The following is a 15374-nucleotide window of genomic DNA, read 5'->3' on the forward strand; positions in this document are numbered from 1 at the left end:
GCAAACTTTTTAGTAGGATCAGTTGTTCAGATCATACAGACTTTAATGAACTAATCACAATGAGTATATATAATGTAGGAATATTGGTTGGTAGCTTACGAAAGGAATCTTACAACAAAAAAATTGCGCAGTTTATTCTTGAGCAAGAGGAATCTAAATTTGGCTATCGCATAATCGATATCAGCGAGCTTCCCCTATATAATCAGGATTTTGACGACGTAGGAAATCCTCCTCCGAGCTATGTGCGATTTCGGAAAGAGGTCGAGTCCCTGGATGCTGTACTTTTTATTACTGCAGAGTATAATCGTTCTATTCCTGCAGTTTTAAAAAATGCGATTGACGTGGGTTCAAGACCTTATGGAAAAAATAAATGGGATGGTAAACCTGGCGCCATAATTTCTTCATCAACGGGAGTTTACGGTGGCTTTGGCGCCAACCACCATTTACGTCAATCACTGGTCTTCATCAATATCTTAACGATGCAGCAACCCGAAGCTTATCTGGGCAATATAACAACATGTATTGGTCCCAGTGGGACTATTGAATCACAAAAAACCAAAGATTTTCTACGTAGCTTTAAAAATGCCTTTGAGCAATGGGCTGAGCGAATTATACATACAAAAGGGCAGGATTAAATCCCGCCCTTTTGTATGTATAATCAAATTATTCTAGTCCTGTTCATCACTGACGTCATAGTTCCAATGTTGTAATTTTTCCTGCAAGATCCGCGATATCTTATTGAAATAGCGCTTTTGCTTATAGCCCATTACCCATTGTACGCCCTGTACAGCATTGGTACAGAAAATCTCATCCGCCCGTTTCATGATTTCGGGGCTTATCTGTGCCTCAACCACCTCTATACCTTCATCCTGTGCCATGTCCATGACTACCCGGCGCATTACTCCTTCAATACATCCTTCGGATAACGCTGGTGTATAAAGTACCTTTTCATAATAGACAAAGATATTTGAAATCAGGGATTCACATAGATAACCTTCCTGATTTAGAATCAATACATCATCAAAAGCCATTTTCTTTTTATAGATGCCAGCCAACACGTAAATCTGCGCATTTAAAGATTTAATCTTTGAAAGGTCGCTATACGGTTTTTTGAATTCATTGTAAAGTCCTACAATCAAACCAACCTTCTTATCGCGAAGATTAGGTTCTATGCGCTGCACCTGCAAAACAAAACCAGGTTTATTACTCGTTGGACTATACAATCCGCCTCCAGATCTAAACACGATCAATCGGATACGAACCTGCTGCCCCAACATATTGTTTTTACGGATTAATTCTTCGGATCTCGAACGAATAAAAAATTCATCGAATAGATTCGCATCATCCAAATGAATCAACTCCATTCCTTTCTGTAAACGCTCTACATGAAAATTTAGAAAGCGGATATCACCATCCTTATACAGCATCGTTTCGAATAATCCATCCCCATAACGGAAACCTCTATTCTCAATGCTAAATATTTCCTGATCTTCCGGCACTACACTGCCATTGAAATTGATATAGTTTGTTGGCATCTTAATTTTGTTCTAAATTTTAATCATTTTCTATAGCCATTGAATTTGCCGCATATCCGCGCCACTTTTCTAAAGCTAAACGAAAATCTTCTGGAAATGGTACCTCAAAATACATATTTTCTTTTGTAGAAGGATGGATAAATCCCAATACTTGCGCATGAAGGGCTTGTCGTGGCAGTAATGAAAAACAATTATCCACAAATTGCTTGTACTTTGAAAATACGGTACCTTTTAAAATCTTATCTCCACCATACATTGCATCATTAAATAACGGATGACCAATAGATTGCATATGCGTACGAATTTGGTGTGTACGCCCTGTTTCTAACTGACATTCAATTAAAGTAACATAGCCCAGTCGCTCCAAAACGCTGTAATGTGTCACTGACCAACGCCCTTTATCTTCGCTATCATACATGGCCATGATGCGTCTGTCTTTTAGATGACGTCCAATATAACCTGTAATTGTTCCGTCCTCTTTTAAATCACCCCAAACTAATGCAATATATTTACGGGTAATGCTGTGATCGAAAAACTGTTTTGCCAAAAAGGCCATTGATTTTTCATTTTTAGCAATAACCAATAGTCCGGAAGTGTCTTTATCGATTCGATGGACTAAACCCGGGCGATCGGAGTTTCCTGGAAGCTGTGGCAGTTGCTGTATATGATACGTTAATGCATTTACCAAGGTTCCCGTATAATTATTATATCCTGGATGCACAACCATGCCCGCCTCTTTATTCACAATCAGCACGTCGTCATCCTCGTATTTGATATCCAATGGAATGTTTTCTGGATAAACTTCATTATCCCGAGGTGGATCAGGTAGCACCAATGTAATCACATCATCAGGTCTAACCTTATAGCTCGCCTTGATCTCCTTACCGTTAACCATGACAGAACCTGCTTCAATAGCATGCTGAATTTTGCTCCGCGTCGCATTTTCAACCCTGTTCATCAGGTATTTGTCAATGCGGAGTAATGCTTGTCCCTTATCCACCTCAATACGTAGATGCTCAAATAATTCTTGTTCTTCCTGATCTTGCGATCCAATTTGTTCTGTCATGCTACAAAAATAAACCAAATGAAACAATTTTCGTTAAATTTGTTTTCATTTAATGTTATGTTGCCCTTCAAAATCCATAGCCCCGAAACTGAATTGTGCCTCCCAGCCTGGGAAAAGAAGCATATCAAAGTAACACTTAAGCGCGATGACCTCATACATCCGTTTATTTCAGGCAATAAATGGCGAAAGTTAAAATATAATCTGGAAGAAGCCCTGCAGCTTCAGAAAAATCATCTTGTTACATTTGGAGGAGCATGGAGCAACCATCTTTTAGCTACCGCTTGCGCCGGAGCTACCTTTAAGTTTAAAACAACCGCTTTTGTTCGAGGTGAAGAAGGGGTTAACAACCCTGTTTTAGCAATGTGCCGCCTTTTTGGGATGCAGCTCATTTACGTCGACCGCGAATCTTACCGAGATAAAGAAAATTTATACAACACCTATTTTGGTCAGGATCCAACGACGTTCTATATACACGAGGGTGGTTACGGCATGCTAGGAGCAAAAGGTTGCTCCGAACTCGTTGATGAACTCCAACATGAATACCAGCATATTTTTACCGCCTGCGGCACAGGAACAACATTAGCTGGAATAGCCAATGCGATAGAAAAACGAGATCTATTTACCCGCGTACACGGCATACCTGTTTTAAAAAATGGAGGTTTTATTCAGGAGGAAGTCGATCAACTTTACCCCAACATCACCCCTCCTATTTTACATCTTGATTATCATTTTGGTGGTTATGCAAAATCCAATACCGACTTGCTCGCCTTTGTTCAGCATTTTATAGCTGCTACAGGAATCATGATCGAGCCCACCTATACCGGCAAATTACTTTATGCCGTAGATGATCTGATCAAAAAGGACTACTTTACCCCCGCAGATCAGGTACTCATTATTCATACTGGCGGACTTACAGGCCTGCTTGGTATGTACGAACGTTTCAATTTTATTGATCTACATCAATAAATATGCTAGAACGCCGTACAGAGACATTTGATTGACATTTATTCAGCAATTATATCGTAAGTTTGAACAGATTTTAAAATAAAACATAGCGAAAACATGCGAAAATCATGATTTTCTAAAGGTAACAACGAGGTCAGTATGGGGTAGTTTTGCCCTATTTAACACCTCATAAATTAATGATATAAAGATGAAAATATTAGCATTTGCAGGAACAAGCAACAGAAACTCAATCAACAAAACATTCGTCACAAGTACTTCCAAATACTACAAAGAAGCAGACGATAGCATCGAATTGCTAGACTTAAACCATTTTGAAATGCCGATCTATTCTTACGACAAAGAAGTCGAGTTGGGCATTCCACAGTTGGCACATGACTTTGCGGCTAAAATGGATGCAGCAGATTTCCTTTTGATTTCCTTGGCCGAACACAATGGGTCATATACTACAGCTTACAAAAATATTGTTGACTGGGTTTCGCGTATTCCTAACCGCAAATTATTCAATGGCAAGCCTGTTTTCTTATTGGCTACTGCCCCTGGTCCAATGGGAGGAGCCACGGTATTGAACACCGCAGTAAACCGAATCACTTGGGATGGCGCCGATATATTAGACTCCTTCTCTCTTCCTGAATTCCACAAAAACTTTGAAGAAGGTAAAGGTATTATCGATCCCACTTTAAGAAGTCAATTAGAAGCTAAAGTACGTAAAACAAAACGTGCACTTGCCGAAAAATTAGCCGTACAAGGTTAACAAAAGATTAACAAATAATCGTTGTGAATACCTCTTTTAATATGTAAATTGAAAACCTATTAAAAGAGGTTTTTTGATATGGCAAAAAAAATATTACTACTTGTAGGAGACTTTGTAGAAGATTACGAAGCAATGGTTCCATTTCAAGCAATGGGTTCAATAGGATTAACGGTAGATGCAATTGCTCCGGACCGCAAAAGCGGAGATGTAGTCCCCACAGCAGTGCATGATTTCACTGGTGACCAGACTTATAAAGAACTGCGCGGGCACAATTTCGCAATCAATAAAGATTTCGACCAGGTCAATGTCGAAGATTATGACGGTTTATATATTGCGGGAGGACGATCGGCAGAATATATTCGACTCAACAAACGTGTTTTGGAGATTACAAGACACTTCTTTGAGCACAATAAACCTGTGGCAGCAATATGTCATGGCATCCAAGTGTTGACAGCCGCAAAAGTACTCGCAGGTCGCACTTTGACAGCTTATGTGGCTGTGGGTCCCGACATTGAACTAGCGGGTGGCACATGGAAAAATATCCCTGCGGATCAAGCGGTGGTAGACGGCAATTTGGTCACCTCTCCTGCTTGGCCAGGACACCAGGCAATTTTAAAAGAGTTTTACAAATTATTAGGTATAACAATTACAATTTAAGTATTTTTAATGAAGAAGAATAAAAGGCTATGGCTTTTGGTCATACCGATTTTAGTGCTGTTGGGTTTTATTTTAAAAGATAGTTTCAATCAGAAAAGTATTGAAGATCTACCGGGAGGTTTTAAGGAAGTCGCTTTCGTCAGAAATGAACAAAATAAAGGTGGCATCATACGCATTTATGCCGTTACTGTAGGCGACCTGTTGAATGCGGATTATTCTGCCTGTCTTGATTTAATGCCTGTTAATGATTACGGAAGTACAACAACCGTGTATTTCTTCGACCGAAGTGCTCCTTATCCGACAAGCTTGTCAATTGACACGCCACATTTTGACACAACGAAATACAAAGCTATTCAAATTTCCAAAAAGTACGGAAAGAAGCAATAGACGAAACCAAACATAATGACATATCCCCCAAAGTCCGAATAGACCTTTGGGGGATTTTTTTTACCATGCAGTGCAGCACCTTATAGCGGTTATTGCCAGGAAAGAAGAGCAGTGTCAAAAATGTACCTTTAAAACTACGGTCCACACACATGAACTAAAAATAACTTAATAATTCTTTAACACAAAAAAGTTCGATTATCCCCTGTAGAGCTATAGTTTTGCTTTTTAAATTTACGTATATTTAGTTATGTCGAAAAAATTTATTCCTAGAGACGTTAGTTGGTTGAGCTTTAATGGCAGAGTATTACAGGAAGCTGCGGACGAGACGGTCCCTTTACCCCTAAGAATCAAATTTTTAGGTATATTTTCCAATAACCTCGATGAATTTTTCCGTGTACGTGTTGCAGGTCTAAAACGGGCTATAGACCTGAAAGACAAAAGTGCCAACCAATCCTTCTACGAAGACCCACAGCTCATATTGGAAGAGCTCAATATCCGGGTAATCAAGCAGCAAAAGAAATTTGACAGTACGTGGAATCGTATCCAAAAAGATATGGCCAAACAGAATGTCTATATTAAGACCAGTGAGGAACTGAATCCCGAACAACAAAAGTTTGTGAGCGACTATTATCAGGATGAGGTGGAATCGAACGTCATTCCTTTGATATTGGACGATATACGACCTATGCCCTATATTCGGGATAAGAGCCTTTACTTGGGTATTGCGATGGGAAAACAGGAATGGCAGTATGAAACCAAATTTGCACTCATCGAAATCCCGACCAGTCAAAATGGACGCTTCGTACAATTACCTTCGCCAAAAGATGAAAAGCATATTATACTTTTGGAGGATGTTATCAAGTTTAATCTTCCATTAATATTTTCCTATTTCGGTTTTGATGTATTCAATGCACATGTCTTTAAAGTAACAAAAGATGCCGAATTTGACATTGACAATGATATCAACACGACGCTGGTTGAGAAGATAAGCAAAGGGGTAAAAAACAGAAGAAAAGGTAAACCGACCCGGTTTATTTTTGATCAAGAGATGGACCATAAATTGGTCGAATTCCTGATCAAGAAACTTAACCTTTCAAAAAAAGACAGCATCATTCCAGGACAAAAAATACACAACTTCAAACACTTCATGGATTTTCCCAATGTGTTTAAATCCTACAATCAGCCCTTGGAACGAACGTCCTTTCCACATCCTTATTTCAAAAACTACGAACGTGTAACGGATACTATATTAAAAAAAGATGTGCTGCTCTCCTTTCCATATCATGAGTTTAGACCGATCATCGATTTACTTCGGGAAGCAGCAATGGATCCCGATGTAAAAACGATCCAGATTACAGCATATCGCTTAGCTTCCAATTCCAAAATTGCAAATGCCTTGATTAATGCAGCCCGCAATGGAAAGGAAGTCACCGTGATGCTTGAACTTCGTGCAAGATTTGATGAAGAAAACAATTTGGACTGGAAAGAGAAACTTGAACTCGAAGGCATTAAAGTACTTACCGGTATCCCAAATAAAAAGGTCCATGCAAAACTATGTGTGATAAAAAAACGTATTGGGATGAAAACGATCCAATATGGTTTTGTCAGCACAGGAAATATCAACGAGAAAACGGCGAAATTATACGGAGACTATTGCCTCTTAACGAGTAATAGGGACGTTATTGCCGATATAAATAAGGTTTTCAATTACCTGAGACGACCCAAATCAAATCCGGCTGACATTATCAAAAATTGCAAAAGCCTTTTGATATGCCCAACGGATATGCGTAGAGAACTTCTACACTACATCGACCAGGAAATTACCGAAGCAAAGGCTGGCCGAAAAGCATACATCATTGTCAAGGTAAATTCGCTCAGCGATAAAGAGATGATTAAAAAGCTCTATGACGCAGCAACAGCTGGTGTCAAAATAGATCTTATTATCCGGGGAATCTACTGCGCAACAAATCAAAAAACGTTTAAATTGCAAATGAACGCCATTTCAATCGTAGATGAATATTTGGAGCATGCACGTGTGATGTATTTTTATAATGCTGGTCGAGAGCAGCTATTTATTTCCTCAGCGGACTGGATGACAAGAAACTTGGATCATCGTATTGAAGCCGCAGTAAAAATAACAAGCAAAAAAATCAAGGAGGATTTAAAAGAAATGCTTCAAATCCAGCTCAAAGATAATGTCAAAGCGCGGATACTCAATAATTCCCTGAGCAATCATTACGTCGAGAATAAAGAGGCACCATGTCGTTCACAGATAGAAATATACAATTACCTGAAAAAAAAATTAGCTGATCATTAGCGGCCTGTTTATCAATAGGCGCCCAAATTGATCCATAAACCCAACTGGGTTTTATACCTATTGATACAGACGAGAATCTCCGTTTTTATTATATTAATTAAGACACAAGTTGTATCTTCATTCCATGAAATTCAACTTGTGTCTTACATTTGGCTTAAGCCTTTTCACACTTTGCCTCCGTGGGCAGGAAAAGATCATGCCTTCAGATTTTGTATACGTCAAGGACATTATCCCTACAATAAGCTTAGAAATGCGTTATTTTGGCAGTCACAACTTCACCGGAAGGCCGATTAAAGGTTATGAAAAACCAGTCGCTATTTTAACTAAACGCGTAGCGCTAGCACTACAGCAAGTCGAGAACCATTTAAATAAAAAAGGTCTTGGCTTGAAAATATTCGACGCCTACCGCCCGCAACGTGCTGTTGACAACTTTAAAACATGGTCCTTAAACACCAATGATACCATCGCAAAAAAGGAGTTCTACCCGCTTATCAATAAGAAGAATTTGTTTAATCTAGGCTTTATTGCCTCCAAATCGGGCCACAGCCGGGGCAGTACAGTAGATCTCACGCTCATTAGCTTAAAAGATCAAAAAGAGATTGACATGGGTGGACCTTTTGATTTTTTCGGCGCAGTCTCACATCATCAATACGCGAATCTGACAGCCCAACAGAAAGAGAACCGAAAGATCTTAAAAGAAGCAATGGCTAAATTTGGCTTTAAAGCTTATGATAAGGAATGGTGGCATTACACCTTGCAAGACGAACCCTATCGTAAAACCTATTTTGATTTTATCGTAAAATAAACATGTCTGTAAAGGAAACTCCCATCGAACACAAGGGCTTTTATGTTTTTCATTTTAAAGGCAACAAATCAAAACCCGTCTTTAGTTCCGAGCAGCAGCACATTTTATCAAAAGGTGAGCTCTATTCGCTCTGTTTAATAAAAAAAGGTGAAACTTCCTTCATCATTAATAATGAACGGGTACAAGTTGCTCAAAATCACCTATTGTTGACCAATCCTTCTTCGCGAGTTAATGGCTCTTCGGTCGTCAAATCTTGGGATTGTGAGGTTTATTTGATTTTCTTTACGCTGGATTTTAGCTTCAAACTGGATTTTCAGGAGGATTTCTTCGAGGTCACCAAGAAATCTCTTGCCTTAAATGACAGCTACATCTGGTCGCTATCAAACCAAGATTCAACGAACTTATCCAACTTATTTAAACAGTTTATTCATTACGATCGACAAGGGGCTAGCTATCTTTTCAAAAATCAGATCATAAAATCATTAACGGAAATATTATTTTGCGAAATAGCCCGTCTAGGAAGCCAAAATATGCGAAATACGCCAGCTATTCCCGCTCGAAAAAGAGAGATACTTGCCAATTTCCATTTGCTCCTAAAGAAGTCGTTTCATAAAGAACACATGGTGCAATTTTATGCGATGGAACTTGGTATCACAGCAAAACACCTATCCGTAATTACGAAAGAACTAACCGGAAAATCAGCAATAGAACTTATTCAGAACGTCTTAGTGGAGGAAGCAAAATCGTTACTTTGCCAGGGGCTTTCCATCGGAGAAATTGCGGTGAAATTGCATTTCTCGGATCAATCCTTTTTTGGTAAATTCTTTAAGCGAAATGTTGGAATCTCGCCTAAAGAATTTCGTCAGAATCTTTATTTAAACAAAGTCGATTAAATCAAAGATACTTGTAAATTGTTGGTCTGCAGCTGAAGTATCTTGCAATTTATCCTCGCCCCAAGTCTGCCCTTTCAACCATAAGGTTTGGCAGCCAACGGCTTTGGCAGGTACCATATCTTTACTATAGGAATCACCCACAACCAATACCTCTTGCGCAGGAAGACCTATTTTAGTCACACCTAAAGCATAAATTGCAGAGTCAGGTTTTCGTACACCGACTACGGCCGACTCCACAACAGACTGAAAATAAGAAAGAATTCCAAAATCAGCGAGCACTGATTTTAAATTTCCATAGAAATTTGACACCATGACAATTGGATATTTGGCATGTAGTGAATTTAGCAATGGTTTTACCTGTTCAACTGTATTCTTTGCCAATGAATAGCCGTCAAAAGCTATTTTATGCGCCAATGACCGATCTAACTCATAGCCAGCAGCAATAAGATAGTCAAATTGTACATTTAACTTTGCTTCAAGTACTTCCAAAAAATTAAACTCGGGTTTAATGATAGGCTGTAAAGCCATCTGACGTTCCGCGTAGGTATAGGCCTCCTGAAAAGCGTTCAAATTTACAGGAACCTGATATTTTTCATAACCCGACCAAATAACAGCTCCCCAGTGGCCACCATTCGTATCCAAGGTTCCGCCATAATCAAAAATAATCCCTTTAATATTAAACTTATTCATGTTATTTCTTTTTTACTAAACTCATCCACCCCAAACCGATCATAATCCAGACAATTTCCCTAATTCGTGTCACAACACCCATAAAAATACCGACTTTCGCAGGCAATCCTATACTCATCACAGCCATTGCTAATCCACCTTCCCGCGTTCCCAATTGCATTGGAAAGAAAAAAACAAGATTGGCAAATAAAGAAGATCCCGAGCTAATGATCATGGCATCAATAAAATCAATATTGATATCTAAGGCTAAACCAATAAAATAAATCTCAAAACAGCCCACAACACGTGCGACAAATTCCCAAAAAAGGGCCGTATAGAAGCGATCGCGACGATTTTGAAAGAGGTTTTTCACCTGCTGATCGACGTCATTCAACGTTTCATACTTCGTCTCCAGTAAATGACCAACTTTTTTGCCTACCAAAGGTAGTTTAGACAAAGCCTTCAATAGTGAAACTGTAATTCCCTTCTTATAAAATTTCGTAAATAGCCAAGTACAAATGATAGCCATCACAAAAATCACAGCACAGGCCACATCAACCATTGTACTTGCCGGTACGAACCAGAGAATTAGAAAAACAGAAGCGACCCAAAATAAAATATGCGACAAAATGTGCATGACACCGTATAACAGCACGGAAGAACCTGCCTTCGAACCACCGACATAGTTTTTAAGCTCCATAATACGATAAGGCTCACCACCTAATGCAACAAATGGCGTTATATAATTAATGGCGTACCCCGATATTGTCAATTGTAAGACCTTCCAAAAGGGTACATCTGTCTGCGGCAATTCGGGTTCCTGAATAATTGCCTTAAATGCCATTGCGTTCATCCAGTAGAGTACTGCCCAGCTACCGAGGACGGGCAAAAACCACCAGCCAATTTTTTCGAGGTTGTTCCAAATCTCATCAATTCCCATTGCTTGAATCATATAGGCCAGTGTACCTATACCGATGAGCATAAAGAGTACTTTATAGATCTTACTCCCCATAAGTTGGATCATTTGTTAATTTATCAACAAAATAACCGCTTACTTTTTCTTGTCGGTTACACATGTATATCAATATCGGATTAAGGACAAACATGTCAAAGAAAAAGTAAATCCAAGGCTGACCGATAAACAACCAAACAAATAGGAAAATCACCCTTGTATTGAACTGTACAATATTTGTATACTTCATCAATGGTTTATTTTGAGTTCTAAAGTCGACCATCAATTGTTTTGGCAATTCATCTTTATAACGACTCTTCACAATATGCAGCAGCTTTTGCAGTTTTGGAGAAAGCTTTTCCTGGTTACGTGTATAGCCCATGTAGCCATTCAGCACAAATTTGCTGAAAAAATTCTTGCGCCAAGACAAGGCATCATAGTCAACTTTCAAATCACGTGTATTGTCCAGCTCACTTCCAGCTTTACCTTTTATAAAATACAAATGTACATTACGATAATAGTCAGCCATTGCCGACTGAAGCATATGCGATACACCTGCAAGTACACAGAATACCCATAGCCATTGTGGCCATCCTTCATTAATACTGCGTAAACAGATCGCAATATGAATAGAAGCAAACCAAAAATCTCCGGCAAAACCATCCAAGATACGACCAAAGCGACTTTTATTGTCTGTCATTCTTGCCAGCTGTCCATCGGCACTATCTAAAGAATTGGCAAAAACCAATAAAAGCATGCCAATCACATTAATCCATAATGCAGGGTAATAGAATAAAATACCCGCCGCAACGCCAAAGAAAATACTAATAATTGTCACAGCGTTGGGTGTAATACCAATTTTGGCACAGACTTGCGCGATACGATAACCTATAGGTCGATAAAACCAAATATCAATTCGCTCTTCTGTATCATTAGATTTTAAAGATTGTTCGAATGCACTCAAATTATCTTCTTCGATTACATTAACTTGTTCTTTCTGCATTGTGGTTCTTTTCAGTAAATTTATGGTAAACCATTTGAGCAATGGCCTCAGCGGCCTCTGCCCGACATGGCGCAAAACTTGGCCAGTCGTTTAAGTCAATAATATGGAAGTCTCCATTTGCATCAATAATCACATCGCCGCCATAGATATGTACATCCAGGACTTCCGCAGCACGATTGGCAACTTCTTTTAGATTGTCGAGATCAAAAGGAAAATGCACTACCTCGTCATTAATTTGTTCATACAAATCATATTTGTGATGATTGTGTTCATATGGGTAGAAATAAAAGAAAAAATCCGTTCCCCGCACTGCATAAAACTTGAGTAAGTCTCCGGCAAGATGTTCAGAAATCACAGCCTCTTTAATCCCACGAAGTGCATATTCATTCAAGATATGTTGCGCTTCTTTCAGACTTGCAGCAAAGGTAACATCTTCCTTATGAATCGCATGAAAATCGCCACGTTTGATCCATACACCCTTTCCTTTCAGTTTTTCAAAAATAGATTGGATATCTGCAACGGTAGAGATCACGATACTCTTCGGATAAGGAACTCCACCTTCTAAAAGCTTAAGGGTCATGTTTTTCCGAAAGCAATTTTCAATTCCAAATCCTGAATTCAAGACATTGATCCCATTATTTTGAAGAGATTGCAACTTTTTCACTAAAGTCTTTGTTCTCCCCATAGTCAGAATATTATCCTGCTTCAGGGATGATGAAGACAAAAATTCATCTTCATTACACACCTCCACCGAAGCACCTTTTTCAGTCAGTTTTAAAACTACTTCATTAAATATAGCGGCATCATTCCCCACATGGTTGGGTGAAAAGCGATTTTTTCGAGTTACGCCTAAAATAGAAATCATATCGCTCATTTTACTAACTAACCTCCTCACTCAAAAATTGTTCCGCGACGACACGATCTTTTAAATGATCAATATCGACCACCTTGTCAAATACAAATGCTTCTACTTGTAAATCGTTTTTCAATAAAGCACGCTGAAAATTACGCATTCTGGAATTACCGGCTTCAACGGAGCTTAATGCACAATCCATAGCTGCTTTTCGGAAGCAATAAATTCCGCCAGAAACATACTTCGTTTCTGCGGTCGCTGTATCCAGAAAAGCTTCCACCCGAAGCTGTGAATTTGTGTTCACATAGAGCGGACTCTCATCGTCGACAAAAGGAGTGACTGCCATAAAAGCATCGGCATGTTGATGTTGCTGGAATGCCTCCAAATAGGCATGAAATTCATGTGGTCTAAAAACCGTATCTGTTGTTGTCAGACAACAGGACGACCAATCGGGGTTATTTTTGACAAGCAAGGCAAAACTATGCAATGAACTTGCAGTATCTTCCTCTATAAGTACAATAGGTAATTCAAACGTTGTTTTTTCCAAAAACAATTTCAGTTCCGGAGATTGTTTATTGATGATAACATGAACTCTTTGCGCCCCTTCTTTAACAAACACGCGAATCAATCGCTCAATTAATGGAACTCCATGTAATGGTAGCAAGGGTTTCGGTAAATTAAATCCCTCTTTTCGCAATCGAGAACCTTCTCCCGCCGCTATAATTGCAAATTCCATTTCTTTTAATTGCAAAATAAAATCATTTATAAAAAAGCAAAACCCCCGTCACTATCTCAGCGTTCGTAAGCGCAAAAGTCTACAGAGGGTTATATCACAAATCTTCAATATCGTAAGGATTTTGAAGAAAAAGGGGAAAAATTGTTTTTAAACAATTGTTTCCCCTCTCTTATTAAGGTAATTTATTGAATACTATCTACTAGCTCCTGGTAATAATCCAATCCCAAATGTGTGATTAAATCTTCACCCATAATGTGGCGCAATGTATTTTGCAATTTCATCAATTGTTTGAAGATATCGTGTTCAGGAGGTAATCCCGGAGCGGTTTGAGGAGATTTCAAGTAAAATGATAACCACTCTTGAATACCAGACATACCCGCACGTTGAGCCAAATCAATAAACAAAGCCAAATCCAACGCAACCGGAGCAGCTAAAATTGAATCGCGACACAAGAAATTGATCTTAATCTGCATTTTGTAACCCAACCAACCGAAGATATCGATGTTATCCCAAGATTCTTTATTATCGCCGTGTGGAGGATAATAGTTGATACGTACTTTATGATAAAGATCACCGTATAACTCAGGGTTCTTTTTCGCATCCAGAATTTCTTCCAATACCGATAATTTAGAGACCTCTTTTGTTTTGAAATTTTCAGGATCATCTAATACTAATCCATCCCGGTTACCTAAGATATTCGTCGAAAACCAACCTTCAACACCCAAAGCTCTCGCTTGAAGACCAGGTGCCACAATTGTTTTCATCAATGTTTGGCCTGTTTTAAAATCTTTACCTGCAATTGCCACACCGTTTTCATGCGCCAACTCAACAATAGCAGGAACGTCACATGTTAAATTTGGTGCACCATTTACATAAGGAGCTCCCTCTTTCAATGCCGCATAACAATAGATCATACTTGGTGGAATACGTTGATCATCATTGTCTAATGCTTCCTCTAATTTAGCTAAAGTTGAAAAAGCTTCGTTTGTTTCAATATAACGCTCAGTAGATCCACACCATACCAATACAACACGGTCTAATCCGTTTTTCTCTTTAAATTCACGAATATCACGTTGTACGGCATCTGCCAATTCACGGCGAGTTTTTTCAGATTTGATGTGCGTTCCGTCCAAATTTTTCACAAAATTACGGTCAAACACAGCCTTCATCGGTTGGATTGCCTCCAATTCAGCCTTAACAGCATCCAATTGGCCTTGCTCCAATACCTGTGCATTTGATGCAGCCTCGTATACGTTATCCTCATATACGTCCCATCCACCAAAAACAACATCTTCCAATTTTGCTAAAGGGACAAAATCTTTAATTAATGGATTTCTGTTCTCAGTGCGTTTACCCAGACGGATTCTGCTCAATTGAGAAACAGATCCGATTGGTTTTGAAAAACCTTTGTTTATAGATGCCACACCAGCGATTAATGTTGTAGCCACAGCACCTAATCCCGGAATAAGAATACCCAATTTTCCATTGGCATCTTTCACTTGTTGTCCCATATTAATTCTATATACTTAAATTGTTATTTAATTGATGTATTATGATAAAATAATTCTTAAAATTAGCTTAAAAAAACATATTTCATACCACTGCCCACTTAATTTATAAAATCGTGACAAATACCAATACAAACCCCATTCGAAACCTAAAAAAATAATCTGAAAATGAATTATTATTTAGTGTTCTACTCATCCATCTGATTGAAATTTAACGTTTTTAGCTAAAGCTGTTAACCCAAAAAATAATTCTCCTTAATTTTACTCAATATATTA

16 protein-coding genes are annotated in these 15374 nt (G+C 38.7%); 8 read left to right on the top strand and 8 right to left on the bottom strand.

All coding sequences use genetic code 11. The features are described 5' to 3' along the window. Window positions 1-59: 59 nt before the first annotated feature. Window positions 60-635 (top strand): NADPH-dependent FMN reductase, encoded by a 576-nt coding sequence (locus L1283_RS10765; protein WP_286850271.1) that lies wholly within the window; start codon window positions 60-62, stop codon window positions 633-635. A 33-nt stretch (window positions 636-668) separates the two neighbouring features. Here L1283_RS10765 and L1283_RS10770 read toward each other — a convergent pair whose 3' ends face one another. Beyond that, window positions 669-1535, bottom strand: a complete 867-nt coding sequence (locus L1283_RS10770) for an aminotransferase class IV (protein WP_088161006.1) — start codon at window positions 1533-1535, stop codon at window positions 669-671. A gap of 19 nt (window positions 1536-1554) precedes the next feature. Then, a complete protein-coding gene (locus tag L1283_RS10775) occupies window positions 1555-2601 on the bottom strand; it encodes an RluA family pseudouridine synthase (protein WP_088161005.1) in 1047 nt (348 codons plus the stop codon). Between the two features lie 18 nt (window positions 2602-2619). Here L1283_RS10775 and L1283_RS10780 point away from each other — a divergent pair, with 18 nt between their 5' ends. From L1283_RS10780 to L1283_RS10810, 7 genes are all read left to right on the top strand, one after another. Beyond that, window positions 2620-3567 (top strand): 1-aminocyclopropane-1-carboxylate deaminase/D-cysteine desulfhydrase, encoded by a 948-nt coding sequence (locus tag L1283_RS10780; RefSeq protein ID WP_286850274.1) that lies wholly within the window; start codon window positions 2620-2622, stop codon window positions 3565-3567. Between the two features lie 187 nt (window positions 3568-3754). Continuing rightward, window positions 3755-4318 carry an NADPH-dependent FMN reductase gene (locus L1283_RS10785; RefSeq protein WP_286850277.1) on the top strand — a complete coding sequence of 188 codons (564 nt, stop codon included), beginning with the start codon at window positions 3755-3757 and terminating at the stop codon, window positions 4316-4318. A gap of 78 nt (window positions 4319-4396) precedes the next feature. Next, complete coding sequence (locus tag L1283_RS10790; RefSeq protein ID WP_075991932.1) at window positions 4397-4975, top strand: DJ-1/PfpI family protein; 579 nt, start codon at window positions 4397-4399, stop codon at window positions 4973-4975. Between the two features lie 9 nt (window positions 4976-4984). Then, window positions 4985-5362, top strand: coding sequence for a hypothetical protein (locus L1283_RS10795; RefSeq protein ID WP_145328575.1), 378 nt, complete (start codon window positions 4985-4987; stop codon window positions 5360-5362). Window positions 5363-5609: 247 nt separating this feature from the next. Then, a complete protein-coding gene (gene ppk1 / locus L1283_RS10800) occupies window positions 5610-7679 on the top strand; it encodes a polyphosphate kinase 1 (RefSeq protein ID WP_145328577.1) in 2070 nt (689 codons plus the stop codon). Between the two features lie 124 nt (window positions 7680-7803). Next, window positions 7804-8484 (top strand): M15 family metallopeptidase, encoded by a 681-nt coding sequence (locus tag L1283_RS10805; RefSeq protein ID WP_286850281.1) that lies wholly within the window; start codon window positions 7804-7806, stop codon window positions 8482-8484. Between the two features lie 2 nt (window positions 8485-8486). Continuing rightward, window positions 8487-9377 carry a helix-turn-helix domain-containing protein gene (locus tag L1283_RS10810; protein ID WP_286850283.1) on the top strand — a complete coding sequence of 297 codons (891 nt, stop codon included), beginning with the start codon at window positions 8487-8489 and terminating at the stop codon, window positions 9375-9377. Here the strand turns inward: L1283_RS10810 and L1283_RS10815 are convergent. From L1283_RS10815 to L1283_RS10840, 6 genes are all read right to left on the bottom strand, one after another. Then, complete coding sequence (locus L1283_RS10815) at window positions 9360-10067, bottom strand: HAD family hydrolase (RefSeq protein WP_286850285.1); 708 nt, start codon at window positions 10065-10067, stop codon at window positions 9360-9362. The genes L1283_RS10810 and L1283_RS10815 overlap by 18 nt on opposite strands. Before the next feature lies 1 nt (window position 10068). Further along, window positions 10069-11058 (bottom strand): lysylphosphatidylglycerol synthase transmembrane domain-containing protein, encoded by a 990-nt coding sequence (locus L1283_RS10820; protein WP_088160998.1) that lies wholly within the window; start codon window positions 11056-11058, stop codon window positions 10069-10071. After that, window positions 11048-12001, bottom strand: a complete 954-nt coding sequence (locus L1283_RS10825) for a CDP-alcohol phosphatidyltransferase family protein (RefSeq protein ID WP_088160997.1) — start codon at window positions 11999-12001, stop codon at window positions 11048-11050. The genes L1283_RS10820 and L1283_RS10825 overlap by 11 nt, the downstream gene beginning before the upstream one ends. Next, window positions 11982-12866 carry a hypothetical protein gene (locus L1283_RS10830; protein WP_232475744.1) on the bottom strand — a complete coding sequence of 295 codons (885 nt, stop codon included), beginning with the start codon at window positions 12864-12866 and terminating at the stop codon, window positions 11982-11984. Before L1283_RS10830 ends, L1283_RS10825 begins: the two co-directional genes overlap by 20 nt. 13 nt (window positions 12867-12879) lie before the next feature. Continuing rightward, the gene (locus L1283_RS10835) at window positions 12880-13590 is read right to left on the bottom strand and encodes a nucleotidyltransferase family protein (protein WP_088160995.1); all 711 of its coding nucleotides are present in this window, start codon (window positions 13588-13590) and stop codon (window positions 12880-12882) included. A gap of 182 nt (window positions 13591-13772) precedes the next feature. Then, window positions 13773-15101 (bottom strand): inositol-3-phosphate synthase, encoded by a 1329-nt coding sequence (locus L1283_RS10840; protein WP_075991923.1) that lies wholly within the window; start codon window positions 15099-15101, stop codon window positions 13773-13775. Window positions 15102-15374: the final 273 nt, after the last annotated feature.

Origin of the sequence: Sphingobacterium sp. HSC-15S19, from assembly GCF_050433745.1 — a bacterium.
Taxonomy (GTDB): Bacteria; Bacteroidota; Bacteroidia; order Sphingobacteriales; family Sphingobacteriaceae; genus Sphingobacterium; species Sphingobacterium siyangense.

Bases quoted from the DNA above. Each gene is read 5' to 3' on its own strand.
- L1283_RS10785 (WP_286850277.1), top strand. From the start codon at position 3,755: ATGAAAATATTAGCATTTGCAGGAACAAGCAACAGAAACTCAATCAAC.
- L1283_RS10825 (WP_088160997.1), bottom strand. From the start codon at position 12,001: ATGCAGAAAGAACAAGTTAATGTAATCGAAGAAGATAATTTGAGTGCA.
- L1283_RS10815 (WP_286850285.1), bottom strand. From the start codon at position 10,067: ATGAATAAGTTTAATATTAAAGGGATTATTTTTGATTATGGCGGAACC.
- L1283_RS10820 (WP_088160998.1), bottom strand. From the start codon at position 11,058: ATGGGGAGTAAGATCTATAAAGTACTCTTTATGCTCATCGGTATAGGT.
- L1283_RS10805 (WP_286850281.1), top strand. From the start codon at position 7,804: ATGAAATTCAACTTGTGTCTTACATTTGGCTTAAGCCTTTTCACACTT.
- L1283_RS10770 (WP_088161006.1), bottom strand. From the start codon at position 1,535: ATGCCAACAAACTATATCAATTTCAATGGCAGTGTAGTGCCGGAAGAT.
- L1283_RS10830 (WP_232475744.1), bottom strand. From the start codon at position 12,866: ATGATTTCTATTTTAGGCGTAACTCGAAAAAATCGCTTTTCACCCAAC.
- L1283_RS10780 (WP_286850274.1), top strand. From the start codon at position 2,620: ATGAAACAATTTTCGTTAAATTTGTTTTCATTTAATGTTATGTTGCCC.
- L1283_RS10840 (WP_075991923.1), bottom strand. From the start codon at position 15,101: ATGGGACAACAAGTGAAAGATGCCAATGGAAAATTGGGTATTCTTATT.
- L1283_RS10765 (WP_286850271.1), top strand. From the start codon at position 60: ATGAGTATATATAATGTAGGAATATTGGTTGGTAGCTTACGAAAGGAA.
- L1283_RS10790 (WP_075991932.1), top strand. From the start codon at position 4,397: ATGGCAAAAAAAATATTACTACTTGTAGGAGACTTTGTAGAAGATTAC.
- L1283_RS10835 (WP_088160995.1), bottom strand. From the start codon at position 13,590: ATGGAATTTGCAATTATAGCGGCGGGAGAAGGTTCTCGATTGCGAAAA.
- L1283_RS10795 (WP_145328575.1), top strand. From the start codon at position 4,985: ATGAAGAAGAATAAAAGGCTATGGCTTTTGGTCATACCGATTTTAGTG.
- ppk1 (WP_145328577.1), top strand. From the start codon at position 5,610: ATGTCGAAAAAATTTATTCCTAGAGACGTTAGTTGGTTGAGCTTTAAT.
- L1283_RS10810 (WP_286850283.1), top strand. From the start codon at position 8,487: ATGTCTGTAAAGGAAACTCCCATCGAACACAAGGGCTTTTATGTTTTT.
- L1283_RS10775 (WP_088161005.1), bottom strand. From the start codon at position 2,601: ATGACAGAACAAATTGGATCGCAAGATCAGGAAGAACAAGAATTATTT.